Source organism: Acidaminococcus sp. HCP3S3_H5 (assembly GCF_052122235.1).
Taxonomy (GTDB): Bacteria; Bacillota; Negativicutes; order Acidaminococcales; family Acidaminococcaceae; genus Acidaminococcus.
This window is the reverse complement of the sequence record NZ_JBQKCS010000008.1, coordinates 24,454-50,875: the sequence shown is the minus strand read 5'-3', so window position 1 is coordinate 50,875 and position 26,422 is coordinate 24,454. Positions and strand designations below refer to the sequence as shown.

The 26,422-nt window shown below is 58.6% G+C and carries 22 protein-coding genes; 1 reads left to right on the top strand and 21 read right to left on the bottom strand.

Translation table 11 applies throughout. The features are described 5' to 3' along the window. Positions 1–56 precede the first annotated feature (56 nt). From ACTQY5_RS10215 to ACTQY5_RS10115, 21 genes are all read right to left on the bottom strand, one after another. Positions 57–1,433: a pyruvate carboxylase subunit B gene (locus ACTQY5_RS10215; protein ID WP_022488163.1), complete on the bottom strand. Its 1,377-nt coding sequence runs from the start codon at positions 1,431–1,433 to the stop codon at positions 57–59. A gap of 120 nt (positions 1,434–1,553) precedes the next feature. Then, the gene (locus ACTQY5_RS10210; RefSeq protein WP_022488162.1) at positions 1,554–2,729 is read right to left on the bottom strand and encodes a M20 family metallopeptidase; all 1,176 of its coding nucleotides are present in this window, start codon (positions 2,727–2,729) and stop codon (positions 1,554–1,556) included. A gap of 13 nt (positions 2,730–2,742) precedes the next feature. Beyond that, entirely contained in the window at positions 2,743–3,285 is a 543-nt protein-coding gene (locus ACTQY5_RS10205) for a hypothetical protein (protein WP_441369165.1), read from the bottom strand. A gap of 31 nt (positions 3,286–3,316) precedes the next feature. Next, on the bottom strand, positions 3,317–4,267 hold the full coding sequence (gene mmuM, locus ACTQY5_RS10200; protein ID WP_441369164.1) for a homocysteine S-methyltransferase: 951 nt from the start codon (positions 4,265–4,267) through the stop codon (positions 3,317–3,319). Positions 4,268–4,310: 43 nt separating this feature from the next. Continuing rightward, positions 4,311–5,702: an alanine/glycine:cation symporter family protein gene (locus ACTQY5_RS10195; protein WP_399508478.1), complete on the bottom strand. Its 1,392-nt coding sequence runs from the start codon at positions 5,700–5,702 to the stop codon at positions 4,311–4,313. Positions 5,703–5,812: 110 nt separating this feature from the next. After that, positions 5,813–7,003 carry a Zn-dependent hydrolase gene (locus tag ACTQY5_RS10190; RefSeq protein WP_154487306.1) on the bottom strand — a complete coding sequence of 397 codons (1,191 nt, stop codon included), beginning with the start codon at positions 7,001–7,003 and terminating at the stop codon, positions 5,813–5,815. Positions 7,004–7,450: 447 nt separating this feature from the next. Beyond that, the gene (locus ACTQY5_RS10185) at positions 7,451–11,023 is read right to left on the bottom strand and encodes a PolC-type DNA polymerase III (protein ID WP_441369163.1); all 3,573 of its coding nucleotides are present in this window, start codon (positions 11,021–11,023) and stop codon (positions 7,451–7,453) included. Positions 11,024–11,044: 21 nt separating this feature from the next. Further along, positions 11,045–11,722 (bottom strand): MgtC/SapB family protein, encoded by a 678-nt coding sequence (locus ACTQY5_RS10180; protein ID WP_022487003.1) that lies wholly within the window; start codon positions 11,720–11,722, stop codon positions 11,045–11,047. Positions 11,723–11,804: 82 nt separating this feature from the next. Next, on the bottom strand, positions 11,805–13,520 hold the full coding sequence (locus ACTQY5_RS10175) for a proline--tRNA ligase (RefSeq protein ID WP_154487308.1): 1,716 nt from the start codon (positions 13,518–13,520) through the stop codon (positions 11,805–11,807). Positions 13,521–13,522: 2 nt separating this feature from the next. Beyond that, a complete protein-coding gene (gene ispG / locus ACTQY5_RS10170; protein ID WP_022487001.1) occupies positions 13,523–14,590 on the bottom strand; it encodes a flavodoxin-dependent (E)-4-hydroxy-3-methylbut-2-enyl-diphosphate synthase in 1,068 nt (355 codons plus the stop codon). Positions 14,591–14,598: 8 nt separating this feature from the next. Next, positions 14,599–15,615: an RIP metalloprotease RseP gene (gene rseP, locus ACTQY5_RS10165; protein WP_022487000.1), complete on the bottom strand. Its 1,017-nt coding sequence runs from the start codon at positions 15,613–15,615 to the stop codon at positions 14,599–14,601. Positions 15,616–15,627: 12 nt separating this feature from the next. Then, on the bottom strand, positions 15,628–16,782 hold the full coding sequence (locus ACTQY5_RS10160) for a 1-deoxy-D-xylulose-5-phosphate reductoisomerase (RefSeq protein ID WP_022486999.1): 1,155 nt from the start codon (positions 16,780–16,782) through the stop codon (positions 15,628–15,630). Between the two features lie 11 nt (positions 16,783–16,793). Further along, positions 16,794–17,624, bottom strand: a complete 831-nt coding sequence (locus tag ACTQY5_RS10155) for a phosphatidate cytidylyltransferase (RefSeq protein ID WP_441369162.1) — start codon at positions 17,622–17,624, stop codon at positions 16,794–16,796. A 12-nt stretch (positions 17,625–17,636) separates the two neighbouring features. Continuing rightward, positions 17,637–18,428, bottom strand: a complete 792-nt coding sequence (locus ACTQY5_RS10150) for an isoprenyl transferase (protein ID WP_012938722.1) — start codon at positions 18,426–18,428, stop codon at positions 17,637–17,639. A 66-nt stretch (positions 18,429–18,494) separates the two neighbouring features. Further along, on the bottom strand, positions 18,495–18,668 hold the full coding sequence (locus ACTQY5_RS10145; RefSeq protein ID WP_012938723.1) for an indolepyruvate ferredoxin oxidoreductase subunit alpha: 174 nt from the start codon (positions 18,666–18,668) through the stop codon (positions 18,495–18,497). A gap of 232 nt (positions 18,669–18,900) precedes the next feature. After that, positions 18,901–19,464 (bottom strand): ribosome recycling factor, encoded by a 564-nt coding sequence (gene frr, locus ACTQY5_RS10140; RefSeq protein WP_012938724.1) that lies wholly within the window; start codon positions 19,462–19,464, stop codon positions 18,901–18,903. Then, positions 19,465–20,190, bottom strand: coding sequence for a UMP kinase (gene pyrH, locus ACTQY5_RS10135; RefSeq protein ID WP_012938725.1), 726 nt, complete (start codon positions 20,188–20,190; stop codon positions 19,465–19,467). Between the two features lie 201 nt (positions 20,191–20,391). Further along, complete coding sequence (gene tsf, locus ACTQY5_RS10130) at positions 20,392–21,273, bottom strand: translation elongation factor Ts (RefSeq protein WP_012938726.1); 882 nt, start codon at positions 21,271–21,273, stop codon at positions 20,392–20,394. A gap of 42 nt (positions 21,274–21,315) precedes the next feature. After that, on the bottom strand, positions 21,316–22,065 hold the full coding sequence (rpsB, locus tag ACTQY5_RS10125) for a 30S ribosomal protein S2 (RefSeq protein WP_022486993.1): 750 nt from the start codon (positions 22,063–22,065) through the stop codon (positions 21,316–21,318). Between the two features lie 671 nt (positions 22,066–22,736). After that, positions 22,737–23,930 carry an alanyl-tRNA editing protein gene (locus ACTQY5_RS10120; protein ID WP_441369161.1) on the bottom strand — a complete coding sequence of 398 codons (1,194 nt, stop codon included), beginning with the start codon at positions 23,928–23,930 and terminating at the stop codon, positions 22,737–22,739. Then, positions 23,911–24,909, bottom strand: a complete 999-nt coding sequence (locus ACTQY5_RS10115) for an elongator complex protein 3 (protein ID WP_441369160.1) — start codon at positions 24,907–24,909, stop codon at positions 23,911–23,913. The genes ACTQY5_RS10120 and ACTQY5_RS10115 overlap by 20 nt, the downstream gene beginning before the upstream one ends. 204 nt (positions 24,910–25,113) lie before the next feature. Here ACTQY5_RS10115 and ACTQY5_RS10110 point away from each other — a divergent pair, with 204 nt between their 5' ends. After that, positions 25,114–26,139, top strand: coding sequence for a branched-chain amino acid aminotransferase (locus ACTQY5_RS10110; protein ID WP_288310628.1), 1,026 nt, complete (start codon positions 25,114–25,116; stop codon positions 26,137–26,139). Positions 26,140–26,422: the final 283 nt, after the last annotated feature.

The following is a 26,422-nucleotide window of genomic DNA, read 5'->3' as shown; positions in this document are numbered from 1 at the left end:
AACCCGTCCCCAAAAGGGGCGGGTTCTTTTCTTCGGCTGTTGCCGCGGCAGCAGCCTTACCGATTGTTCTTGAAGAAGGCCAGGGCCACTTCGGGGAACAGTGCATAGGACAGCACGTCTTCCACAGAGGCGTTGGGATAGCCTTTGGCGGCCAGGTCGGCTTTCATCTTGTCCATTTGCGGCGGAATGTCGTCGGCCGGTCTGTGGGTGATGGGAGCGATCGTGGTCTTGCCGGTCTTCTTGACGATCCAGCGGCGCACCACTTTCTTCAGATCTTCGCTGATAGGCCCCGGAGTCTTGCCGTATTTGCCCAAAACAATGTCCTGGATTTCTTTGGGGATCATTTTGTACCGTCCCATCATTACGTTCATGGTAGCCATGGTGCCAACGATCTGGCTGGAAGGAGTAACCAGCGGAGGATACCCCAGGTCGGCCCGGACTCTGGGCACTTCCTTCAGCACTTCTTCGTACTTGTCAGCCATACCCATCTGGGTCAGCTGGTTCAGCATGTTGGACAGCATACCGCCGGGGATCTGGAAGCTCAGGACCTTGGGGTTGATGCTGATGTTGCTGGGCAGGTTGAAGGTCTTCACCAGGTCAGCACGGACTTTCTTGAAGTGGTCCGCAATGGGCCCCAGTTTATCCATGTCGATGCCCGTATCTCTGGGAGTCCCTTTCAGGGTGTATACCAGGGATTCAGTGCAGGGATGGCTGGTGGTTTCCGCAAAGGGAGACAGAGCCGTATCCACAATGTCCGCACCGGCTTCGATGCCCTTCAGCAGAGCCATGGAAGCCATGCCGCTGGTGCAGTGGGAATGTACATCGATAGGAATATTGATTTCTTTCTTCAGGGCTTCCACCAGGGAAGAGCAGGCATAGGGAGCCAGCAGGCCGGACATGTCTTTGATGCAGATGGAGTCAGCCCCCATTTCCACCAGTTCCTTGGCCAGCTTCAGATAGTCGCTGTCCTTGTGGTACGGGCTGATGGTGTACACCAGGGTGCCCTGGGCATGAGCGCCGGCAGCCTTGGTGGCTTTCATGGCAGTTTCCAGGTTCCGGGTATCGTTGAAGGCATCGAAGATACGGATGATGTCGATACCGTTGTCCACGCTGCGTTTTACGAATTCGGTGACCACATCGTCTGCATAGTGGTTATAACCCAGGATGTTCTGGCCACGGAGCAGCATCTGCAGCTTGGTCTTTTTCACATGTTTCCGGATGGTGCGCAGCCGTTCCCAGGGATCTTCATTCAGGAACCGCAGGCAGGAGTCAAAAGTGGCGCCGCCCCAGGCTTCCAGGGCATAAAAGCCGCAGTCATCCAGTGCTTCCAGTACGGGCAGCATGTCGCTGGTGCGCATACGGGTGGCACAGAGGGACTGATGGCCGTCTCTGAGAACCGTTTCCACGATTTTAACGGGCTTCGGATTGTTCATTGCTCAACCTCCTATAGGTAAAGAACCGACTAATGGTTTTATACAATATCCATTATATCATACAACTGTCCTGGGGGGTAATACATTGTACTTTATTTTAATTATTAGAATGTTCTTATCTCAGTGTGAAGCTTTTCGTTTCCGGAATTCTTCCCACATGGCAGTAAGCCGGGCCGGATCATCCAGGATGGCGCCGCAGGCACCGGCCAGGATCCGGCTGCCGTACCCGATGGCTTCATGGGCGGCTTCCGTCTTCCCGGCTTTCAGATAGGCTTCGGAATGGGCCGGAGTTCCTTCAGGCACAAAGGCCACCCGGATGCAGGTGCCGGGCATATGGTACAGGATGATGCCGAAATCCGTGGAACCGGTTTTCTGCCGGGGTTCGGACAGCTGGGGCGCCCCGAAGGCCCGGGCCTGTTCCATCACCAGGTCGTTGAGGGTAAGGCAGGGAATCTTGGCGTAGAATTCGTGGGTTTCGGTGATGGTGTGGGTGGTGCCGGTCATAAGGCAGGCCCCTTTCAGGATGTCCAGGAACCGGGGTTCCAGACTCCGGAGATAGCCGGTGTCATAGGACCGGAGTTCATACTGGGCCAGGGTCCGGTCAGGGACCACATTGGCCGGTCCCCCGGCATCCCGGACGGTGTAGTGCATCCGGGTGTCGTCCTTCACATGTTCCCGGAGAAATTCCATGGCGTTGAAACTGAGGATCGCGGCATCAAAGGCGCTGCGCCCCTGTTCCGGACTCATGGCCGCATGGGCCCGGACCCCGTGGAATTCCACAGTGTAGCTTTTGTTGGCCATGCTCTTTATATCCACACAGGTATTGGGGGCGGCGTGCATCATCAGGGCAATGTCCATGTCCTGGAAGCAGCCGTTTTCCATCATCACGGTCTTGCCCCCGATGGTCTCTTCCGCCGGGGTCCCGTAGATTACCAGGGAGAAGGGCACCCCGGTGCCCTCATACTGGTCCCGGACCGCCAGGGCCGCCCCGATCACGGACGGGCCCTGGAGATGGTGGCCGCAGCCGTGGCCCATGCCTTCCAGGGCATCGTATTCACAGAGGAAGCCCAGCCGGGGTCCTCCCTCCCCCTGTTTCCAGGTGGCCCGGAAGGCGGTGGGCAGGGTCCCCACTCCCTTTTCAACAGTAAACCCCTGTTTTTCCAGGTAGTCTTCCAGCAGGGCGGAGGATTTCACTTCTTCCAGGCCCACTTCCGCCCAATCGTAGATACTGTCCGCCAGGCCGCACAGTTCTGCCCGGCGTTTCTCCCAGCTTTCGGTGATTTTCTTTTGATCCATGGTTTTCTCCTTTTTATCGGCTGTACCGGCGGTACCAGTCCAGATATTCCCGTTCCACGTCGGCAAAGGGCCGCACCTGGTAATCCACAGTCAGGTGCAGGGTCCCCTCCTGTTCCCGGTTTTCCGGATGGTCCATCAGATGATGGAGATCGCTGAACATAAGCGCCCGGTCGATCTGCTCCACTTCCGCCGCCTCTTCCCGGGTAAGGGGCCCTCCCAGGAACCGGTCCAACACCGCCTGGAGCAGGGTGTTTTCCAGTTCCCGGTACCGGGGCATGTTTACCTTGTAGGGATGGGGCACATCGGACAGGTAACATTCCGTGGCGTCGTGGAGCAGGGCCGCCAGGATCACCCGGCGGCTGTCTTCCCGGGCGGCCGCTTCTTTGGCCGCCGCCAGACAGTGATGACCCACGGAATAAAAGGTCCGCACGTGGCCGTTGCCCCGGCACAACAGGCTCAGGGCATGGGCAATGTCTTCGATCCGGATCTTCTCCGGGTCCGGATGGAGGGGATCGAACTGGATCCCGGTATAGGTGGTGATTTCCCCGTCACTCATGGAGTGAGGCCTCCTTTGCTTGTTTTCCGTTTCACCGCTTCAGGAACTGGTCCCGTGCCGCCGCCACCTGGCGGATATGGTCCGCCACCGTGGTGCAGCAGCCTCCTACAGCCACTGCCCCGGCCTTCATGTAATCCAGGGCGTAGTCACCGAATTTCCGGTCCGTCCCCACCCCATGCCAGGTCTTGGTCACCGGGTCGTATTCTTCTCCACTGTTGGGGTAGACGAAGATGGGACGGTCGGAAGCGGCTTTCAGTTCTCCGATCAGGCTCACCAGGTATTCCGGTTTGGTGCAGTTCACCCCCAGGGCCTCCACTTCCGGGAACTGGCGGACCACTTCTGCCGCAGCTTCCCGAAGGGGCGTCCCTTCGCAGATGTGGTGCCCGTCCCGGCAGGAGAAGCTCACCCAGAAGGCAGCTCCCAGGTCCCGGGCAATGGCGGCTTCCACCAGGGCTTCTTCCAGGGAGGGCTGGGTCTCGAACAGCAGTACATCGGCCCCGGCCTGCCACAGAAGCTCTGCCCGGCGGCGATGGAATTTTTCCAGATCACCCTGGGAAACCCCATAATGGCCCCGATATTCGGACCCGTCTGCCAGATAAGCCCCGTAAGGCCCTACCCCGGCCAGGCACAAAGGCCAGGCCCGGCCGGCGGCTTTCCCTTCCTGGTCCCACCATTCCTGCCGGGCTTCCTGGAAAATGGTTACAGACCGGGTGATCAGATTTTCCGCTTCCTGCTCTGTAAAGCCGTTGGCCGCAAGACCGGGAATGGACGCCTGGTAGCTGCAGGTGATCCCGGCATCAGCCCCAGCCCGGAAGTAGTCCAGATGGACCTGCTTCACCAGTTCCGGCCGGTCCGCCAATACCCGGGCGGTCCACAGGCTGTTGTTCAGGTCGGCTCCCAGATTTTCCAGGGCTGTGCCCATGGAGCCGTCAATGACCAGGATCCGGTTCCGGTCCAGGATATTCTGCAATGTCTGTCTCATACTTTCTCTCCTTCTCCCCTCTTCACTCTTCTCTTTGTACTCTTCACTCTTCACTCTGCACTCTTCCCTCATCTTCCAGGGTCCCATAGGACACCACCGGAGGATTTTCTCCCTGTTCTTTGGCCGGCAGGAACCGGAACCAGAAATCGTTGAACAGCCGGAAAATCTCCTTCTGCTGGGTCACAATGAACAGGATGGTGATCATCACATAAATGGCGGACAAAATGTCCGTCATGGCCCATAGGGCGTCAGCCCGGGCATGGTAGAGCACCACACAGGGCACCATGTAGTAGAACATATAGAGCCGGGTGCCGATTTTGTTCCGCTGGGTATCTCCAAAGGCGTAGTTGACGGATTTTTCACAGCTGTAGTACATGCCGATGATGGTGGTCCAGGCAAAGACCGTAATGGCCAGGGCCAGGAACCAGGCCCCCGGCTCCCCGAAAGACACCCGGAAGGCGGCGGTGGTGAGCCGGGCGCTGTCCAGGCCGGGGAAATCCGTATAGGCGTGGGTCAGGATCAGGGAAAGGGCCGTCACGGAACACACCACAATGGTATCCAGGAACACTTCTCCCCACCCCCAGGAGGCCTGACGCACCGGGTGATCCGTCCGGGCCGACGCATGGGCAATGATTCCATAACCGGTGCCTGCATCGTTGGAATACAGCCCCCGGGCGATGCCATAGCGCATGGCGTCCTTCATGGTGGCTCCGGCAAAGCCTCCGGCAGCAGCCGTGGGACTGAAGGCACTGCGGAAGATCAGGGCCAGGGCACCGGGGACTTCCTGCCAGTTCTGGATCAGGATGGCCAGGCCCCCCAGGATGTACAGCAGGGCCATGACCGGCACCACCCGTTCCATCACCCGGGAGATCCGCTGGAGTCCCCCGAAAATGGTGGCAAAGCAGGTGATCCCCAGAAAAGCCGCCGCATATTCCGGAGGGATCCCGAAAGCTTCCTTCAGGGCCCCCACCACAGATTCGGTCTGGACGCTGCAGGTCCAGGGACCCAGGGTAAAGCAGGCCACGGACAGGAGCAGCGCCCCCCGTTTCCACCCCAGGGCGTTTTTCATCACAAAGGACCGGTCGCACATGTATTCGTCCATGGATTGGGAATATTTCACCCGGAACCGCTGGCCCAGGATGATTTCACAGGCCTTGGTGGACATGCCCAGGCAGCCGGACACCCACATCCAGAACACGGCCCCCGGTCCCCCGGACACAATGGCCGTGGCCACCCCGCCGATGTTCCCCACCCCGATGGTGTTGGCCATGGCGGTACAGGCAGCGGCAAAGCCGGAAACCGTGCCGTGGCCTTCTCCCTTCTGGAACATTTTGCCGAAGGTATTCCGGAAATGGAACCCCCAATGGCGGAAATTGTAATAGAAATGGAACCGGAAACTCAGATACAGCCCCATGCCCACCAGGATCACCGTCATTGGTGTCCCCCACAAAGCATCTGCAGCCCCCTGCAGCAAAGAAAGCAGCAATCCCTTCAACTCCTTACAAGTAATTTACATTCTATAATATCAGTTGGAACAGACCCTCTTCACTGGATTTCCTCGTCCAGCTCCAGGAGGGTCCGGTAAAGCACTTCTCCGCCCCGTTCCACGTCTTCGGCCGGAGTGTATTCCTGACCGCTGTGGCTGATGCCTTTGTGGCTGGGGATGAACAGCATGGCTACCGGGATCCGGTGGGCGATGGAATCGGCGTCGTGGCCGGCGCCGCTGGGCATCACCTGCCAGGTGGCTCCCAGGCTGTCCGCCGCTTTTTCAAAGGCTTCCATCAGCTTGGGGTCGCAGACGGCGCTGTCCTTGTAAATCAGCTGTTGGATGGTGAACCGGCCGTCCGGAATCAGTTCGGTGGCCGCCTGGATCTCCCGGATCAGTTCGTCGGTGTACTGCCGGTCCACATTCCGCATTTCAAAGGTGCAGGTGACCTTCCCAGGGACCACATTGGCCGCATTGGGCCAGCACTGGATCTTCCCGGCGGTGAACACCAGGCTGTGGCCGATTTTCCGGCAGGCGGCGTCGGCAAAGACAATAAGCTTGGCCATGGCCACCATGGCATCCTGCCGGTCCTCCATGGGAGTGGTCCCCCCGTGGTTGCTCTGGCCTTCTGCAGTCACCAGGTACCGGACGATATTGGAAATACCGCTGACGATACCCAGCTGGACACCGTCCTTTTCCAGTTTGCCTCCCTGCTCGATGTGGGTTTCCAGGTAGCAGGCCGCATCGGAAAAGTCCCGACGGCAGGCCAGGATTTCCTCCACCCTGCGGCCGAACCCTTCCAGAGTTTCCTTGAGAAGGGGCTGGTCCGGGTCCGTAAGCCCCGCCAGGGCCCGGCTGCCGAAGGTGCCTCCCAGGGGGCTGGCTTCTTCCCCGTTGAAGGCGTACACCTCCACCGTGTGCCGGAGCCGCCGGCCTTCTTCCTGCAGACGCTGGACACAGCCGATAGCCGCCGCCACCCCGTAGGCCCCGTCGTAGAGGCCCCCGGAAGGCACCGTATCCAGATGGGACCCCATAAGGATGTGCCTGGCGTCCGGGTCCGTCCCGGGCAGCACGGCCCGCAGGTTCCCGGCAGCATCCCGGCTGGTGGAAAGCCCCGCCTTTTGCAGCAGATTTTCCGCCGCCTCCAGGGCCTGGAAGAATTCCGGGCTGTACAGCCGGCGGGTATAGGACCCATCGGGATTTTTCCCGAAATGGGCAATGGTTTCAAGGATGTCCATGATCCGTGGCATGGTGTGATTCCCTCCTTTTTTGTCAATGGTCAAGGGCAGTCGGAAGCCAACCGCCCCAGGCGTTTGGCCTGAAGAGAAACGCAGCTGACGCTGCTAACCCACCACCATTGCGCAGGCGCAATGGTCCCCCGCCCTTGAAAAGGGGCGGATAAATTGCACAGCAGGCTGAACGCCCTTGTGCATAAAGCAGCGGGCGCAGCCCCAAACGGTATATCCGTCCTTTCTAATGGCAGGAATACGCTTCGTCAGGCCGACGCCCTGGTGCATAAACCAACGGGGCGCAGCCCCGAACGTATATCCGCCCTTTTCAAGGGCGGGGGACCGGCCGCTAGGCCGGTGGTGGGTTAGCAGCCTACGGCTGCGTTTTCCTTCAAAGGAACCTGCCCCCCCGCAGGTTCCTTCCTGCTTCCAGTGACAGGGGCTGTTGCCCCTGCAACAGCCCCTCTTTTAAAACAGCTCGATCTGGTCCGTCTTGGGCATCCCTTCCAGGACACCCAGGTCTTCCAGGATCTCCACGTTGCTGGTACTGATCTTGGCCCGGTTCCGCAGGTCTTCCTGGGAAATGAAGGGGCCTTTTTTCCGGGCCTCCACGATCCCTTCCGCGGCCACGCCCCCGATGCCTCCAATGGCACCCAGAGGCGGCAGCAGCCCGTGTTCCGTCACCAGGAACTTGTGGGCGTCGGATTTGTACAGGTCCACATCATCAAAGGTGAAGCCCCGTTCCAGCATCTCCACACACAGTTCCATGTAGGTGGCCGTATCCTTGTCGTTCACCGAGGCCTTGGTGCCCTGGGCGTTCACGTTCTGAATGAACCGCTTCATGTAGTCCAGGCCCTTGTGGACCAGGGTGAAGTCGAAATGGGGAGCCCGGACCGTAAAGTAGGCGGCGTAGAACTCCTTGGGATGGTGCACCTTGCAGTAGGCAATCCGGTAGGCGCTGAGCACGTAGGCCACGGCATGGGCCTTGGGGAACAGGTACTGAAGGGTGGTACAGGCCTTGATGTAGAAATCCGGGATGTGGGCCTTTTCGAAGGCTTCCAGCTGGTCCGGTTTGAACCCTTTCTTGTGGGCCTTCCCTTTCCGGCTCCATTCCATGATCCCGAAGGCCATGCTGGGCTCCATGCCCTTGTTGATCAGCCAGTTCATGATGTCGTCCCGGGTGGAAATGGTGTCTTCCGTGGGGGTCCCGCTTTTGATCAGGTCCTGGGCATTGTTCAGCCACACATCGGTGCCGTGGGAATACCCGGAAATACGCAGCAGGTCGGAAAAGTTCTTGGGCTTTACGTCGGAAATCATCTGGCGTACGAACCGGGTGCCGCATTCAGGCACCCCGTAGGTGGCCACGTCCGTACCGATCTGCTCCGGGGTCACCCCCAGGGATTTGGTGGACAGGAACAGTTCCATGGTGTCCGGATCCCCGATGGGGATGTTCCGGCAGTAGTCCTCTCCCAGCATCCGGTCCAGCATCTTGATCACCGTAGGATCATCGTGGCCCAGGATATCCAGCTTGACGATCCGTTCGTCAATGGAGTGGAAATCGTAATGGGTGGTGATGGTGCCGCAGCTGGGATCATCCGCCGGATAGGACACGGGGGTGATGTAGTGGACATCCAGGTTCCGGGGGATAACCACAATGCCCCCGGGATGCTGTCCGGTGGTCCGTTTCACCCCGGCCAGTTTGGGGATCAGCCCTTCGATGAAAGCGGTCCGTTTGGGCTCCCCGCGGGTTTCGTAGTACTTCTTGATGTACCCGTAGGCGGTCTTGTCCTTGATGGTGCCCAGGGTACCCGCCCGGAACACATTGTCCCGGCCGAACAGTTCTTCGGTGTATTTGTGGGCCCGGGGCTGGTATTCCCCGGAGAAGTTCAGATCGATATCCGGCACCTTGTCCCCGTGGAACCCCAGGAATACGGCAAAGGGGATGTTGTGCCCGTCCCGGATCATGGGAGTCCCGCATTCGGGACAGTTCTTTTCCGGCAGGTCGAACCCGGACCCTACGGACCCGTCCGTAAAGAATTCCGTATGGTAGCAGTGAGGACACCGGTAATGGGGCACCAGAGGATTCACTTCCGTAATGTTCAGCATGGTGGCCACAAAGGAGGACCCTACGGAACCCCGGGACCCTACCATGTACCCGTCGTCGTTGGATTTTTTCACCAGCAGATGGGCGATGTAGTACAGCACCGAGAACCCGTTGCCGATAATGGAAGACAGTTCCTGCTTCAGCCGGTCCTCCACGATTTTGGGCAGCTTGGGCCCGTACCATTCGTGGGCCTTGGCATAGCTGAGGGATTCCACTTTTTCCTTGGCACCGGGGATGGTGGGCGAATACAGCTGGTCCCGGTCGGGCACCGGTTTGAAGTGCTCCACCTGGCCGCTGATTTTGTTGGAGTTCTCCACCACCACTTCATAGGCCCGGTCCCCCAGGTAGGAGAATTCCTCCAGCATCTCTTCGGTGGTCCGCAGATACAGGGGCGGCTGTTCCTCGTCGGGATAGCCCATCCCCGCCTGGAGGATCTTCCGGGCCAGGGCGTCTTCCGGATTCAGGAAATGGACGTCGCAGGTGGCCACGGTCAGTTTCCCCAGTTCGTCCCCCAGGGCCAGGATCTTTTTGTTGATGGCCTGGAGGTCTTCCACGGTCTTGATCTCCGGGAACCGGGGATCCCGGATCAGATAGTTGTTGTTGCCGATGGGCTGGATTTCCAGGTAATCGTAGTAGGAGGCGATTTCCCGGAGTTCGTCTTCCGGCACCCCTGCCAGAATGGCCCGGTACACTTCCCCGGCAGCACAGGCGGAGCCGATGATCAGACCGTCCCGGTACTGGTCCAGGAGCCCTTTGGTAAGCCGGGGCCGCTTGGGTTTGCCCCCGAAATACTGCAAATGGGACAGGGACACCAGCCGGTACAGGTTCCGGAGACCTTCCACATTTTTGGCCAGGAGGATGATGTGGTAGTTCTTCTTGTCTTCCCGGCTGTGGCACAGGTACCCTTCCACCCCGTAGATCAGCTTCAGTTCCCAGCCATTCTTTTCCTTCAGGGCTTTGGCTTCGTCATAGGCAAAGGGGAAGGCCTGGACCACCCCATGGTCCGTCAGGGCCAGGGATTTGTGGCCCCAGCGCACGGCGGTGTCCACCAGTTCCTTGATGGGGGTGAGCCCGTCCATCTTGCTCATTTTGGTGTGGCAGTGGAGCTCCACCCGTTTCACGTCCGCCTTGTCTTCCCGGCGTTCCACCGGTTCCTGCATAATGCCTTTGACCCCCACCATCACCAGTTCCGAGTTGGCGTACTTGTCCACGGTGATGTTCCCCTGGATCTTCACCAGGGATCCTTCCGGGATCTTTTTCTGGAGATCGGCACATTCCTTCATGTTCTTTTTCGGGTCGTTCCCCTCGTTCCGTTCCCCAAACCGGATCTTGGCAAAAAGCCCTTCGGTGTCGTCACTGAGCTTGATGGTGAGCATGACGGCTCCCGTCCGGAGTTCCCGTACATCGAACCCCACCACGGTGCCTTCCACCACCACATTGTTCTCTTCTTCCACCACTTCCGCCATGGTCCGGGCCTTTTTGGTGATTTTCCGGCCGTAGACCACTCCGTCGGTCCGGTTCCCGCCGCCCCGGCTGGCTTCCACCGCTTCCAGGGCCTTCAGGTATTCCTCGCTCTGGAAGAAGTCGTCCTCCTGGGGCTCCTCTTCCGGCTCTTCCGGTTCCGGAGGCAGGGGGATTTCCTCATCCTCCAGACAGGGAGCCGCCACCTGGTCCGCATTCACGTTCACGAAGGTCACCTGGGCAACAGAACAGGCAGCGGCCAGCTTTTTCGCCACCGCTGCCAGTTCCTGCTGTTCCAGAGCCGTCGCTGCCGCATCGTAGGAGATCTTCCAGGTATTCCTGGCTTCATCCACTTCCACGTACCGGATGGGAAAGGTTTCCACACAGTGCCGCTGTTCCGGGCTCAGGTCCAGAGTGACCATAAAGTCCAGGAACACGTGTCTGTTGGGTACGATCTTATAGCAACTTGCGCTCATTCCAACCTCTTTGTTCCTTTGTCAGTCATCCACCAGGACGACCTTTTTCACCGCTTCGGCGTTTTCCAGTCCGCTGATGATGGCATTGGCATTGTAATATTTGCCGATTTTCACCAACAGATCCACTTCGATCACACTCCGCTGGGGATCATTCCGGATCCCCAGGATCCGGGTCTTGATGTTCCGTTTCTGGAGATACTCCATAACGTCCATCATGCTATCCGGATTTTTGCTCAGGATCACATGGAGCTTGCACCGGGTGGGTTTCCCCGCCGGAAGCACCTTCTTTTCCAGCCCCCGGATCAGGATCAGGGTGATCAGGGCGATCCCAGTGGCAAAGATGCCCAGAGCCATCATGCCGCAGCCCACTGTAAGGCCGATGGCCGATACGATCCACAGACTGGCGGCGGTGGTAAGCCCCTTGACGGTGAGCCCTTCGTGGAGAATGGTCCCGGCCCCTAAAAAGCCGATGCCGCTGACCACCTGGGAGGCGATCCGGGAAGGATCCCGGGCCTGGGGATGGCCGTCGATGCCGTAAATGGACACCACCATCAAAAGGGCGGAACCGGTGGCCACCAGCACATGGGTCCGCAGCCCCGCCGGCCGGTCCCCGCTGCTCCGTTCCAGACCGATGAGCCCGCCCAGGAACGCAGCCATCAGGATCCGCAGGGTAAGCTGGGCCAGCATTCCGTTATCCATGCCTTTGTCTCCCTTCCTGGATTGTTACCGGTCAACGGTCAGCAGGCCTCCACAGACCATTGACCGTTGACAAAATCAGTGATTACAGCGCCTTGTCCAAAATGTCCCGGATGGCCTGGATCCAGTCTCCTTCGAAGGACACGTCGGCCATTTCGCCGCTGCACCGGAGCTTGGTTTCCATAGCGCCCCGTTTCATGGTCTTGGGTCCGATGACGATCCGCAGAGGGCAGCCGATAAGGTCCGCATCCTTGAACTTCACCCCGGCCCGTTCGTCCCGGTCATCCAGCAGGGTGTCGATGCCGGCGGCGTTCAGGGCATCGTGGACTTCCACAGCCTTCTGCCAGCTTTCTTCATCCTTCACGTTCATGGCCAGTACCATCACCTGGTAGGGGGCGATGTTTTTGGGCATGATGATCCCGTCTTTGTCGTGGTGCTGTTCGATGGCAGCCGCCAGGGTCCGGCCCACGCCGATGCCGTAGCAGCCCATGACCAGGGGATGTTCCTTTCCGTCCACGTCCAGATAGGTGGCATGGAGGGCTTCGCTGTATTTGGTGTTCAGTTTGAACACCTGGCCCACTTCGATACCCCGGGCTTCCTTCAGATGGCCGTCACAGTGGGGGCATTTGTCCCCGGCCACGGCGGTGCTGATGTCCGCCACCTGGGTGTACACGAAATCCCGGGAGGGTTCCGCATTCACATAGTGGACGTCCTTTTCGTTGGCCCCGCAGCACACATTGTGCATGTTCATCACGGAATGGTCGATGAGGATGATGGCCTTGTCCTTGTCAAGGCCGATGGGTCCCATGAATCCGGGCACCGTGCCGGCTTCCCGGATCAGGTTGTCGGGAGCCATGTCCACTTCGTTGCAGCCTACGGCGTTCACCACTTTGGTGTCGTTGACTTCCTTGTCCCCCCGGACAAAGCACAGCACCAGTTTCCCTTCGTCGGTGACAAAGGCCACGGCCTTCACGCTTTTTTCCACAGGAGCCTTCAGGAAGCTGCACACGGCTTCAATGGTATTGCACCCAGGGGTTTCCTTCTTTTCCAGTGCTTTGGGTTCTTCCGCAGGAGCTGCGATGGCGGCACATTCGGCCTTTTCCACGTCGGCGGCATAGTCGCAGGTGTCGCAGTACACGATCCCCGCTTCCCCGCTGTCTGCCAGGGCCATGAATTCATGGCTGCCCTTGCCGCCGATGGCCCCGCTGTCCGCTTCCACCGGCCGGTAATCCAGGCCGCACCGGGTGAAGATCCGGGAGTAGGCATCGTATTCGTCCTGGTAGGATTTGTCCAGGCCTTCCATATCCTTGTCAAAGGAATAGGCGTCCTTCATGATGAATTCCCGGCTGCGCATCAGCCCGAACCGGGGGCGCTTTTCGTCCCGGAACTTGCTCTGGATCTGGTACAGGGTCACAGGCAGCTGCCGGTAGCTCCGCAGGTCGTCCCGTACCAGGGTGGTCACCAGTTCTTCGTGGGTGGGCCCCAGGCAGAAGTCCCGGCCGTGCCGGTCTTTCAGTTTGAACATTTCCGCCCCGTAAGCCGGCCACCGGCCGCTTTCCTGCCAGATTTCAGAAGGCTGGACAATGGGCATCATGATTTCCTGGGCGCCGGTGGGGACCATTTCCTCCCGGATGATCTCTTCGATCTTCCGCAGGCTCCGCCAGGCCAGGGGCAGATAGCTGTACAGGCCGCCGGCCACCTTCCGGATGTATCCGGCCCGGAGCATCAGCTTGTGGCTTTCAATGACGGCTTCTGCCGGTACCTCTCTGAGAGTGGGTGCATACAATTGGGAAACGCGCATGTTTACAACTTCCTTTCGTCTATGATCTTGTGGATTTCTTCAAACAGCTCTTCAACCAGCCGGTCTTCCGGCACTTTCCGGAGGATCTCTCCTTTCCGGAACAGCAGGCCTTCGCCTTTGCCCCCGGCAATGCCCACATCGGCTTCCCGGGCTTCTCCCGGCCCGTTCACCACGCAGCCCATGACGGCTACGGTAATGGGATCCGGGATCTCTTCCAGACGGGCTTCCACTTCATGGGCCACTTTTTCCAGGCTCCAGCAGGTGCGCCCGCAGGTGGGGCAGGATACCAGGGTAGGTCCATGCTGGCGCAGGCCCAGGGATTTCAAAATCTCGAACCCGGCATCGATTTCCGCCAGGGGATCCCCGGTAAGGGAAACCCGGATGGTGTCCCCGATGCCTTCCGCCAGGAGGGTACCGATGCCCACGGCACTTTTAATAAGACCGCTGTGGATGGTCCCGGCTTCGGTGATCCCCACATGGAGGGGATAGTCACACTCTTTGGCCATGAGCCGGTAGGCCGCCAGGGTCAGGGGCACATCGTGGGCCTTGAGAGAAATGACGATATTATTATAATCCATCTCTTCCAAAATATGAATATGGCGCCAGGCGGCTTCCACCAGAGCTTCCGCCACAGGGTGCCCGTATTTTTCCAGCAGGTCCCTGGGCAGGGAACCGGCATTCACCCCGATCCGGATGGGCACCTGCCGCTCCCGGGCAGCAGCCACCACTTTTTCCACCCGGTCCCGTCCGCCGATGTTCCCCGGGTTCAGCCGCAGGGCGTCCACCCCGCTGCGGAGGGCCTCCAGGGCCAGCCGGTAGTCGAAATGGATATCCGCCACCAGGGGGATGGCGATCTGTTTCCGGATTTCTTTCAGGGCCTGGGCCGCTTCCAGCGTGGGCACGGCGCACCGGATGATTTCACAGCCCCGTTCCGTCAGCCGGTGGATCTGGTCCACGGTGGCGGCAATGTTTTCCGTCTTGGTATTGGTCATGGACTGGACGGCCACCGGATGGTTCCCTCCAATGGTGACGCTGCCAATGGTTACTTCACGGCTTTTTCTTCTTTCCATATTCCCTCCTACTGCAGCAGATCATGCATGGTGGCGAAAATGGTCAGGGCCACGATGCAGGCCACCCCGATCATCTGGATGATTTCCTTGGCTTTGGGCGCCAGGGCATGGCCCAGGAGCCCTTCCACCACCAGCACCAGGAACTGGCCTCCGTCCAGGGCCGGGATGGGCACCAGGTTCAGTACCGCCAGGTTCAGGCTCAGGAAGGCCATGAACTCCAGATAGGGCACCGCCCCCTGGGCCGCCACGTCTCCTGCCATATGGGCCACACCGATGGGCCCGGCGATATCCGCCCGGACCTTCCCGGTGATCATCTTCCGCAGCCCGTCCACCATGGCCACGGTGGTCTTCCCTACGGCCAGGCCGGCAGTCTTCAGGCTTTCCCAAAGAGACAGCTGCCGGTGTTCCAGGGGAGGCCGGACCCCGATCAGGAACCGCTTGGATTCCCCGTCGAACCGGGGCTGGAGAGTCAGGGTCATTTCCCGGCCGTCCCGCCTGATCACCACTTTCCCTGGTTTGGGGCCGTTCTCCTGGACCAGGCTGTTGATGTCATTCCATTTCTCCAGTTTCCGGCCGTTGATGCTCACCAGCCGGTCCCCAGCCTGGAGCCCGGCAGCGGCTCCCGGGTATCCTTCCATCAGGGACCCTACCACCGGCTTGTTCACCGGCAGGGTCAGGCCGCTGACCGCAAAGATCCCGAAAAACAGCAGGAAGGGCAGCAGGAAATTCATGAAGGGCCCGGCCAGGATCACCAGCATCCGGGCCCACAGGGGCCGTCCGTTGAACCCCCGGGGAGTCACTGCTTCTCCCGGCTCCATGCCGGCGATCCGGTTGTACCCTCCCAAAGGGCACAGCCGGAGAGAATACAGGGTCTCCCCCACTTTTTTCTGGATCAGCTTGGGCCCGAAGCCGATGGAAAACTCCGTCACCAGCATACCGGTGCCCTTGGCCGCCAGAAAATGGCCCAGTTCATGGACCGTAATCAGCACACCGAACAGTACGATGGCTGCCAGTATCGTTGTCAAAACACAATCCTCCTACACTCCCTGGGCAACCAGGGCTTCTGCCTTCTGCCGGGCCAGACGGTCCGCTTCCACAATGGTTTCGTACCCGTCCACTTTGGCCGGCACCGTTGCATCCAGCACCTTTTCGATGAGATCAGCAATGTCCAAAAAGGACAGCCGGCCTTTCAGGAATGATGCCACCGCCACCTCATTGGCGGCGTTGAAGGTACAGGGCAGGGTGCCTCCCTGTTTCCCGGCGGCAATGGCCAGGGCCAGGGCCCGGAACACTTTGGTGTCCGGTTCATAAAAAGTCAGAGGCCCGGCCTTCACCAGGTCCAGCTGGTCAAAGGCCACCGGCCACCGGTCCGGCCAGCTGAGGGCGTACTGGATGGGCAGCTTCATGTCCGCCACCCCCAGTTGGGCCATCACGGCCCCGTCACTGTATTCCACCAGGCTGTGGACGATGCTCTGGGGATGGATCACCGGCACGATCTTTTCGTATGGGGCGTCAAACAGCCAGTGGGCTTCGATCACTTCCAGCCCCTTGTTGGCCAGGGTGGAGGAATCGATGGTCACCTTGGTGCCCATGGTCCAGGTGGGATGATGGAGGCACTGCTCCACCGTCACGTTCTGGAGCTCTTCCCGGGTCTTTCCCCGGAAGGGGCCCCCGGAGGCGGTCAAAAGGATCCGTTTCAGGTCCTTGTGGGCGTTCCCCTGGAGGCACTGGAAAATGGCACTGTGTTCGCTGTCCACGGGAGTCAGCCGGACCCCGGCCTTCTTCACCGCTTCCATCACCAGGCTGCCGGCGGCCACCAGGGTCTCCTTGTTGGCCAGGGCGATGTCCTTCCCGGCCCGGATGGCCGCCAGGGTGGGCTGCAGGCCTGCGTATCCCACCATGGCTCCCAGTACCGTATCCGCCTGGCTGCAGGTGGCTGCGGCCATGATCCCTTCAGGACCGGCGAGGATTTCCGTAGGGCCCTCATACCGTTCTTTCAGCCTGCGGGCCGCTTCCGGATCGGACAGGGCTGCCAGGGCCGGATGGAATTTCCGGATCTGGGCTTCCAGCAGCTGGTCATTTTTATGGGCCGCCAGGGCCACCACCCGGATCCGTTCCGGATTGGCCGCGGCCACTTCCAGGGTCTGGGTACCGATGGACCCGGTGGACCCCAATACTGCAATGTTCTTCATGGCAACCTCCTTCAGCCCAACAGGACCAGGGTGATGAAATAATAGGCAAAAGGCACCGAGAAAATCAGACTGTCGCACCGGTCCAGCACGCCCCCATGGCCGGGGAAGAAGTTGCCGGAATCCTTGATGTCACAGGACCGTTTCAGGATGCTTTCCACCAGGTCCCCCAGAGGGGCAAAGAACCCGATGCCCACCCCCAGGAGCAGCACCGGCACCAGAGGATACTGGAGCCACAGGCTGCCCAGGAGCCAAACGGTGGCCACACAGCCCAGGAACCCGCACAGGGCTCCTTCCCGGGTCTTTTTGGGACTGACTTTGGGCAGCAACTTGGTCTTCCCGAAGGCCCGTCCCCCGAAATAGGCAAAGGTGTCACTGGCCCAGGTGGCGAACATCACCGTCCACAGCAGGGCTTCCCCCAGGCTCACCGTCCCCCATCCGGGGATGGTGTGGAAGGGACCGGAAAGTTCCCGGAGCAGGATGAAATGGGCAAAGGGCAGCCCCAGGTACACCAGAGCCATGCAGGTCAGGCCGGTGTTTTCCGGAAAATGGCCCTGGGCATAAAAATAGAGCCCTTCCAGCAGCACCAAAAGGGAAAACAGGGTCACCAGGGGCAGCAGCCAGTCCGGTCTCCCCAGCCCGGTCGCCCCGATGAGAAGAGCCGTACCCACAAGTCCCGTGGCCCGGTACACCTGGATCCCGTCCCGGGTCAGCATGTTCCGGTATTCCCGGAAGCCCACCAGCCCCAGGATCAGTACTCCCAGAGCAAACAGCAGGCCCCCCATCTTGATCAAAAACAATGCAATGGGGATGGCGACAATCGCCGTCCGTATTCTCTGTCCCATAGTCAGCGCCTCTTATTTCTGATTCAGGCCGCCGAACCGGCGGTCCCGTTTCTGATAACTGAACACCGCTTCCGTCAGCAGTTCCTCGGAAAAGTCCGGCCAGAAAACAGGCGTGGTCCAGAATTCCGAATAGGCGATCTGCCAGAGCATGAAATTGCTCACCCGCAGGTCACCCCCGGTGCGGATCAAAAGATCCGGTGCCGGCAGGCCCCGGGTATACAGATGTTCTTCGATGGTCTTTTCATTTATGGCATCCGGGGTCAGGGTCCCCTGCTGGACGGAGCCGGCGATTTCCCGCACGGCCTCCACCAGCTCCCGCTGGCCGCCGTAATTGATTGCGATATTCAGGATGATTCCCGTATTGTCCTTGGTCACGTCCAGGGCATGGTCCATCTTTTCCTGGACAATGGCGGGCAGTCCCTCCCGGGAGCCCATGAAACGGATACGGACATTGTACTGATTGAATTCTTCCAGTTCACTGGTCAGATACTGGCACAGAAGATCCATGATGAAACGGACTTCCGTAACGGGCCGTTTCCAGTTTTCCGTGGAAAAGGCGTAGACGCTCAGGGCCTTGATGCCCAGATGGTCTGCAAACTTCACGATCCGCCGCAGGGTGCGGGCACCGGCTGCATGGCCGAAGGTCCGGGGTTTTCCCTGGGCTCTGGCCCACCGGCCGTTGCCGTCCATGATGATGGCCACGTGGCAGGGGATCAGATCGGGCTGAAGCATGGAAGTATCCACCCCGTCGGTTTCCGGGATGGGTTCCGGTTTGGAAGTGAGGCCTAAGAGTTTTTTCAGCATTGGCATACCCCTATAAAAAAATTTGCGCAGCCTGCTTACGCGGGCTGCGCAACAACGCCAGAAAGCTTATTCAGCTTTGATAGCGCCAACCGGGCAAGCGCCGGTGCAAGCATCGCAATCGATGCAGCTGGCTTCGTCAACCTTGTACTTGCCGTTGTCTTCAGCGATTGCACCTACCGGGCAGGTCCCAGCGCAGGAACCACAGCCGATGCATTCGTCTTGGTTAATTTTGTGTGCCATTGGTCAGTACACCTCCCTTCGAATTTGCAACCAACAATAATTTGTAATGTATGGTCAGACACAACGGTCTGCTTAAGAATATAAGCAGAGTCATCATGCCAGACTAGCGCAGGATGGTGAAGATAAGGTTCTGCCCGGACGATTTCAGCCTGCCAGCCGGCCTGCTCCAGTTTTTCCAGAGCCAGGGCCAGGGGCCGGGCCAGTACATCGGGGGCCTTGGGAGCTGCCGTACTCACACCGACATGACTTCCTTTTCTTTCTGGGCCAGGACATCATCGATTTTCTTCATGAATTTGTCCGTCAGCTTCTGGGAAAAATCCGTTGCATCTTTGGCATCATCTTCGGTGATTTCTTTGGCTTTCACCTGTTTTTTCACAGCGTCATTGAAATCCCGGCGGATGTTCCGGATTTCCACCCGGCTGGCTTCGCCCTTTTTGTTGACCACCTTTACCAGTTCCTTCCGGCGTTCTTCCGTCAGGAGGGGCAGATTCAGGCGGATCACAGTCCCGTCATTGTTGGGGTTCAGGCCCAGATCGGAAGTCATGATGGCCTTTTCAATGACCTTCAGCAGGCTCCGGTCCCAGGGCTGGATCACGATCATACGGGGTTCCGGCACGGACACATTGGCCACCTGGGTCACCGGAGTGGGAGCCCCATAGTAGTCCACTTTCACCTGGTCCAGCAGGGACGGGGTAGCCCGCCCGGTGCGGATGTTGGTCAGTTCGTTCCGGAGCGCATGGAGCGCTTTATCCATCTTTTCTTGGGTTTTGGTTTGCAGTTCTTCAATCGTTGCCATTTAGAATCCTCCTACCAGGGTTCCGATTTCTTCACCGGCAGCGGCCTTCAGGATGTTCCCTTCCTCATCGATGTTGAACACGACGATGGGAATGTGGTTGTCCATGCACAGGCTGATGGCGGTGGAGTCCATGACACCCAGATTTCTCTGGATCACTTCGATATATTCCAGATGGTCGAACTTCACGGCGTTGGGATTCACGGCAGGATCGCTGTCATAGACCCCGTCCACGCCCTTCTTGGCCATCAGGATGGCGTCGGCTTCGATTTCCGCCGCACGCAGGGCTGCCGTGGTGTCCGTGGAGAAATACGGATTGCCGGTGCCGGCTGCGAAGATCACCACACGGCCCTTTTCCAGGTGCCGCACCGCTCTCCGGCGGATATAGGGTTCCGCAATGGCTCTCATTTCAATGGCCGTCTGCACCCGGGTGGGCACCCCACGGTTTTCCAGAGCATCCTGCAGCGCCAGGGAGTTGATGACCGTGGCCAGCATCCCCATGTAGTCCGCCGTTGCCCGGTCCATGCCTTTGGAAGCACCGGCCAGGCCTCTCCAGATGTTCCCGCCGCCGTTGACCACAGCCACGTCCAGTCCGCTTTCCCGGACTGCCTGGATCTGGGCCGCAATGGCGTCCACCGTTTTGGGATCGATGCCGTAGCCTTTCTCACCGGCCAGGGCTTCCCCACTGAGTTTCAGAATCACGCGTTTGAACTTTCTATTACCCGACACTGACAGTACCTCCTACAGAGTTCCGCAGATCTTGAACAAGAAGTCATCCACAGTTCTACAATGCTTTTGAAAGGTCCGGACCAGCCGTCCCCTTCCGTTCTTTATCATTATAGGTGAAAATGGTCTTTCCTGCAAGACTGAATCTAGAATGTCTCAAAAAACAAGGGGCTGCCGCACAAGCGAGAGCCCCTTGCAAGAGTGTTATTTTACGAAGCTGGCAACTTCAGCAGCGAAGTCTTCCTTCTTCTTTTCAATGCCTTCGCCCAGCTGGAAGCGGACGAATCTCTTTGCCTTGGCATTGTGTTCCTTCAGCAGGGTGCTGATGGATTTATCCGGATCTTTGATGAATTCCTGATCCACCAGGCAGATTTCCTTATAGAATTTCTGGATACGGCCCATAACCATCTTTTCGATGATTTTTTCCGGTTTTCCTTCGTTCTTGGCCTGTTCAGCCAGGACTTCTTTTTCGTGATCCAGTTCGCTGGCAGGAACCTGAGTCCGGTCCAGATAGGACGGGTTGGCAGCAGCGATGTGCATGGCCACGTCTTTGGCCACTTCCGCATCCCCGCCTTCCAGTTCAACCAGGACGCCGATCTTGCCGGCCCCATGGATGTAATGGCCCAGGGTATCGTTGCCGTATTCATACACAGCGAAGCGGCGGACATCGATCTTTTCGCCGATCTTGGCGATGGCTTCGGTGATCACTTCGCTGACTTTCTTGTCCGTACCTTCGAAGGTCTGGTCGTTCAGTTCAGCCACATCAGCCGGTTTGTGGGCGGCAATGTGTTTGGCCACGCTCAGCACCAGGTTCTTGTATTCGTCGGTGTTGGCCACAAAGTCGGTTTCGCAGTTGACTTCCACCAGGACAGCCACTTTATTGGCTTCGTCCACATATGCTTCCACCAGGCCTTCAGCAGCCACACGGCTGGCCTTTTTGGCAGCCTTGGACAGGCCTTTTTCTCTCAGGTAGTCGATTGCCTGATCCATATCGCCGTTGGTGGCGGTCAGGGCCTTTTTGCAGTCCATCATGCCGGCGCCGGTACGTTCACGCAGTTCTTTAACCATGCTAGCAGTAATTGCCATCAGTATTCCTCCTGTAACTTTATGGAATTTGGGAAAGGAAGCTTATTCAGCGTCCTTGGCTTCTTCTTCAGCAGCAGCTTCGTCAGCGGCGGCAGCTTCTTCATCCACAGCGCTGGCTTTGCCTTCCAGGACAGCGTCAGCCATTTTGCTGGTCAGCAGACGGACAGCACGGATGGCGTCGTCGTTGGCGGGCATCAGGTAATCCACTTCATCGGGATCGCAGTTGGTGTCAACGGTGGCCACGATGGGGATGTGCAGTTTCCGGGCTTCCAGGATGGCGTTGTGTTCCTTCCGGGGATCGATGACGAACAGAGCGCTGGGCAGCTTCTTCATGTCTTTGATACCGCCCAGGTATTTTTCCAGTTTGGCCATTTCATGGCGCAGAACGATAACTTCTTTCTTCGGCAGCAGGTCGAAGGTGCCTTCTTCTTCCATCTTTTCCAGGTCATGCAGTCTCTTGATCCGGGTCTGGATGGTCTTGAAGTTGGTCAGCATACCGCCCAGCCATCTTTCGTTCACATAGAACATGCCGCAGCGTTCAGCTTCTTCTTTGATGGCAGCCTGAGCCTGCTTTTTGGTGCCTACGAACAGCACGGTGCCGCCCTGGGCAGCCAGTTCACGCAGGAAGCTGTAGCATTCTTCCACCTTTTTCACGGTCTTCTGCAGATCGATGATGTAGATCCCGTTCCGTTCGGTGAAGATGTAGGGAGCCATCTTGGGGTTCCAGCGGCGGGTCTGATGACCGAAGTGTACGCCTGCTTCCAAAAGTTGTTTCATGGATACAATTGCCATTTTTGTTTCCTCCTGTTTTTTCCTCCGCAGATCATTTTTCGCTTAACCTTGCCGGCAGCCAGCAAGGACAGCCGCGTCCTGACTCTGCGTGTGTGGTATAGTGGGCTGTGCAATCACAGCTGATAGAGATTATATCATATTTGTTACAAAAGTTGCAAGGGGTTGCTGCACGAAAGGTGCAGCAACCCGTCAATTGTCAATTGTCAATGGCCGGTGGAGGGAACCTGCAGCCGCAGGTTCCTATGAAGGGAAACGCATTCCCGGGGGAATGCTAACCCACCACCATTGCGCAGGCGCAACGGTCCCCCGCCCTTGTAAAGGGCGGATATGTGCATCTTGGGTTGGCGCACTGGTGCATAAGCCATGGGCCGCTGGTCCCGGCGTATTCCCTCCCTTTTCGAGGGTGGATATGTGCACCTTGGGCTGGCGCACTGGTGCATAAGCCATGGGCCGCTGGTCCCGGCGTATTCCCTCCCTTTTCGAGGGCGGATATGTGCATCTTGGGCTGACGTCCTGCTGCACTGGCCATGGGCCGCTGGTCCCAACGTATATCCGCCCTTTTCAAGGGCGGGGGACCAGCCGTCAGGCTGGTGGTGGGTTAGCAGCCAGCGCTGCGTTTCCATCAGGAGGGCTGCTGCCCAGGCAGCAGCCCCTCTTTTCCCCTGCTATTTTTATCCCCTGATTCCTTCCACCAGTTCCTTTACCTTTTCCTCCCAGTCCGCTCCGGCGGTGCCGCCGCCCTGGGCGCTCTGGGGACGGCCTCCCCCCCGGCCTCCAAACAGTTCATTGGCTTTGGCGCAGCAGGCCCTGCAGTCCCCTTCCGCTCCTTCGCTTAAGGCGAACTGGTACATAAGCCGGTCCCCCTCTTTGGTGAACACCGCCGCCAGCACCCCGGGCTGGGCACTGGCCAGCTTCATGGCGCTTTTTCCGTCCGCCGCCGTGCCTTCCAGGGTGAGCACCAGGAGTTTGGTGCCGTTGGGCAGCACCGGTGCCTGGGCCATTTTTTCCGGCAGCTGGAGCCGGATCAGTTCCTGGGTCTTTTCCCGTACCTTCCCCCGGAGATCCAGGATCTCCTGGTGGAGTTTTTCCACCGCTGGCAGCACGTCTTCCGCCTTCACCGACAGGAAATTGCTGGTGTCTTCCAAAATCCGGTTCCGTTCATGCATGGCCCTGAGGGCCCGGTTGCCGCAGAGGAATTCGATCCGGCTGCCTCCCTTGTGCCGGACGAACCGGATGATCTGGATGGACCCTACCATGCCCGTATAGGGGGGATGGGTGCCGCAGCAGGTGCAGATGTCTCCGTTTTTGATATCCACCAGCCGGACGGTGCCTTTGAGCTTTTCGTTCTTTTTCCGCAGGGGATAGTTCCCCAGTTCTGAAGCATCTACATAATGAAGGGAAATGGGTTCATTGGCCCAGAGGCATTCGTTGGCCATCCATTCCGCCTTTTTGGCCTTTTCCTCGTCGATTTCCTGGTCCAGGTCGATGAACACGCTGTCCTCATTCATATGGAAGCCCACATTGTTGGCCCCGCAGGTTTTCCAGAAGGCATAGGACAGGATGTGTTCCCCGCAGTGCTGCTGCATCCGGTCCAGTCGCACCGGCCAGTCCAGTTTCACTGCCACGGTCTTCCCCGGTTCCAGGGGTTCCCGGGTCCAGTGGCGCACGTCCTGACCCTCTTCGCTGGCGTAGAATACGGGCACTTTGTCCAGCCAGCCCTGGTCGGACAATTGGCCGCCCCCTTCCGGGAAGAGTACTGTCCGGTCCAGGATCACTTCATAATGGTCCTCCTTTTTCTCGCAGCTGACCACTGTGGCCTGGCAGCTTTGCAGGAGAGAATCGTTTTCATAGAGTTTTTCTGTCATGGAACATCACCTCAAAGGTTTTTCCCGTCTGGAAAATGACCCGGACCTTTCCCGTCTGTTCCCACAGACGGACATTGCTCCGGTGCTGGCCCCGTACCACCGAGGCCATCCTGTCCGGACAGGTGATAACCATATTATAATCCCCACCGGGAAGCTCTGCAATCTCCTCCAGCACCTGGCGGCCGATGCCCCGGCTTTTCACCACTTCCCCGAAAGCGGGATGGAAGGGACCGGCCAGGATGTGGCCCGGGGCGCACAGTTCCCGGTCCGGCTGGAGGCCCAGGCGGATCACCTGGATCCCGGCGGCGGTAAAGTCCCGGTACAGGGTCCAGCAGGCATCCGCCGCCTGTTCCACGGTCTGGGGCGCATAATCCCCCCGGCGCCACTGGTCCGCCAGAGGAGTACCTTCGATCACCAGCACCGGATAGATCCGCACCAGGTCCGGATGGATGGCAAGGACCTGCAGTTTGGTGTCTTCCAGGCTGGCTGCGTCCTGGCCCGGGAGCCCGGTCATCAGCTGGAGCCCCAGACGGAAGCCGCAGGCCCGGATCAGCCGTGAGGCAGCATGGACCTGGGCGGCTGTATGCCCCCGGCGGGCCTGGGCCAGTACCCGGTCATCCAGGGACTGGGCCCCCAGTTCGATGGTTTCCACCCCATGATTCTGGAGACGGTCCAAGATGGGGGGAGTAATGGCATCAGGCCGGGTGGACAGCCGGAGGGGGCCGAAAAATCCCCGGGCCCGCCAGGTTTCCGCCAGATCCAGCAAAGCCTCCTGGATGGAATCAGGGAGCGCCGTAAAAGATCCCCCGTAAAAAGCCAGTTCATTGGAAGGGGAGGGCCGGACCCAGGCGGACAGTTTCTCCATCTGCCGCCGGGCCCCGGCCAGGCCCCCCTCCCCTTCACCGCTGATGGTCCGCTGGTTGCAGAAGGAACACTGGTGGGGGCACCCGGCGTGGGGAATGAAAATGGGAAGGATCATGGAATCGGGCTCCTTTCAAATTACGGATTTTACAGCCATCTGTTTCTATTGTACCAAATGGTTCAACTTTCGTGTGCAGGTCAGCGGAATTTTTACTATTTCATTGACAAACCCATTGCAAGTGAGTAATATATTGAGGTATACAAAATTCATTTTTGTAACATAATCTATAGCAGATCTATAGGAAAGAAATGAGGGGTTTGTATGTCTAATGTAAACATCGATTGGTCCAAACTGGGATTCGCTTATCAGCCCATTGCCCAGCGGTATGTTGCCAACTACAAGGATGGCAAATGGGGCAAAGGCGGCCTGACCGGTGACGCCAACGTGGTTCTCAATGAATGTGCCGGCATCCTGCAATACTGTCAGGAAGTATTCGAAGGGCTGAAAGCCTACAAGACCAAAGACGGCCGTACGGTTACCTTCCGTCCTGACCAGAATGCAAAACGGATGATTGATTCCGCCAAACGGCTGGAAATGCCTCCTGTATCTGAAGAAATGTTTATGGAAGCCGTGGACGAAGTGGTCCGGGCCAACAAAGACTACATTCCTCCTTTTGAAAGCGGCGGCGCTCTGTACCTGCGTCCCTACCTGTTTGCCACCGGCCCGGTGATCGGGGTGAAACCCTCCGATGAATACCAGTTCCGTCTGTTCGGGACTCCTGTGGGCAACTACTTCAAAAACGGCGTAAAGCCCATCACCATCTGCGTGTCCGACTTTGACCGTGCGGCACCCCGAGGCACCGGCCACATCAAGGCTGGCCTGAACTACGCCATGAGCCTCCATGCTTACATCACCGCCCACAACAACGGCTTTGATGAAAACATGTACCTGGATCCGGCAACCCGGACCTACGTGGAAGAAACCGGCGGCGCCAACTTCCTGTTCGTCAAGAAAGACGGCACCCTGGTCACCCCGAAATCCGACTCCATCCTGCCCTCCATTACCCGCCGTTCTCTGATCACCATCGCAACGGATATGCTGGGTATGAAAGTGGAACACCGTCCAGTGAAATTCGCTGAAGTGGCTGATTTTGCCGAAGCCGGCCTGTGCGGCACCGCTGCCGTTATCTGCCCGGTGGGCAAGGTTGTGGACCACGGCAAGGAAATCTGCATCCCCAGCGGGATGGAAAAAATGGGCCCTGTGCTGACCAAGCTGTACAAGACCCTGAGAGGCATCCAGATGGGCGAAATCGAAGGTCCGGAAGGCTGGATCCACGAAGTGAAATAATTGCTGGCAAGAAAAAAGACTGTCGCTTCCGCGGCAGTCTTTTTTTGTCGGCGGTCAACGGTCAGCAGCCGATGGAAATCATTTTTTGCAAATTGATTTTGAAACAGAATACACCGTTTTTTCCGTTCAAGAGTATATGGCGGGGAGCCGGGCCTGCGCTCCCTACGGTCCCGTACTCGTCACTTTGCTGCATAACCATACTGCGATGAAGGTTTCGCCAGGAACTTGTTGACCCCCACCAGGAAAATACCCGAGTGGACAAATCTCCCTTCTTTTCTTATAA

What these genes read in the sequence shown, in the direction of transcription:
- ACTQY5_RS10215 (WP_022488163.1), bottom strand. Translation starts at nt 1,433, where the DNA reads ATGAACAATCCGAAGCCCGTTAAAATCGTGGAAACGGTTCTCAGAGAC.
- ACTQY5_RS10210 (WP_022488162.1), bottom strand. Translation starts at nt 2,729, where the DNA reads ATGGATCAAAAGAAAATCACCGAAAGCTGGGAGAAACGCCGGGCAGAA.
- ACTQY5_RS10205 (WP_441369165.1), bottom strand. Translation starts at nt 3,285, where the DNA reads ATGAGTGACGGGGAAATCACCACCTATACCGGGATCCAGTTCGATCCC.
- mmuM (WP_441369164.1), bottom strand. Translation starts at nt 4,267, where the DNA reads ATGAGACAGACATTGCAGAATATCCTGGACCGGAACCGGATCCTGGTC.
- ACTQY5_RS10195 (WP_399508478.1), bottom strand. Translation starts at nt 5,702, where the DNA reads ATGACGGTGATCCTGGTGGGCATGGGGCTGTATCTGAGTTTCCGGTTC.
- ACTQY5_RS10190 (WP_154487306.1), bottom strand. Translation starts at nt 7,003, where the DNA reads ATGCCACGGATCATGGACATCCTTGAAACCATTGCCCATTTCGGGAAA.
- ACTQY5_RS10185 (WP_441369163.1), bottom strand. Translation starts at nt 11,023, where the DNA reads ATGAGCGCAAGTTGCTATAAGATCGTACCCAACAGACACGTGTTCCTG.
- ACTQY5_RS10180 (WP_022487003.1), bottom strand. Translation starts at nt 11,722, where the DNA reads ATGGATAACGGAATGCTGGCCCAGCTTACCCTGCGGATCCTGATGGCT.
- ACTQY5_RS10175 (WP_154487308.1), bottom strand. Translation starts at nt 13,520, where the DNA reads ATGCGCGTTTCCCAATTGTATGCACCCACTCTCAGAGAGGTACCGGCA.
- ispG (WP_022487001.1), bottom strand. Translation starts at nt 14,590, where the DNA reads ATGGAAAGAAGAAAAAGCCGTGAAGTAACCATTGGCAGCGTCACCATT.
- ACTQY5_RS10160 (WP_022486999.1), bottom strand. Translation starts at nt 16,782, where the DNA reads ATGAAGAACATTGCAGTATTGGGGTCCACCGGGTCCATCGGTACCCAG.
- ACTQY5_RS10155 (WP_441369162.1), bottom strand. Translation starts at nt 17,624, where the DNA reads ATGGGACAGAGAATACGGACGGCGATTGTCGCCATCCCCATTGCATTG.
- ACTQY5_RS10150 (WP_012938722.1), bottom strand. Translation starts at nt 18,428, where the DNA reads ATGCTGAAAAAACTCTTAGGCCTCACTTCCAAACCGGAACCCATCCCG.
- ACTQY5_RS10145 (WP_012938723.1), bottom strand. Translation starts at nt 18,668, where the DNA reads ATGGCACACAAAATTAACCAAGACGAATGCATCGGCTGTGGTTCCTGC.
- frr (WP_012938724.1), bottom strand. Translation starts at nt 19,464, where the DNA reads ATGGCAACGATTGAAGAACTGCAAACCAAAACCCAAGAAAAGATGGAT.
- tsf (WP_012938726.1), bottom strand. Translation starts at nt 21,273, where the DNA reads ATGGCAATTACTGCTAGCATGGTTAAAGAACTGCGTGAACGTACCGGC.
- rpsB (WP_022486993.1), bottom strand. Translation starts at nt 22,065, where the DNA reads ATGGCAATTGTATCCATGAAACAACTTTTGGAAGCAGGCGTACACTTC.
- ACTQY5_RS10120 (WP_441369161.1), bottom strand. Translation starts at nt 23,930, where the DNA reads ATGACAGAAAAACTCTATGAAAACGATTCTCTCCTGCAAAGCTGCCAG.
- ACTQY5_RS10115 (WP_441369160.1), bottom strand. Translation starts at nt 24,909, where the DNA reads ATGATCCTTCCCATTTTCATTCCCCACGCCGGGTGCCCCCACCAGTGT.
- ACTQY5_RS10110 (WP_288310628.1), top strand. Translation starts at nt 25,114, where the DNA reads ATGTCTAATGTAAACATCGATTGGTCCAAACTGGGATTCGCTTATCAG.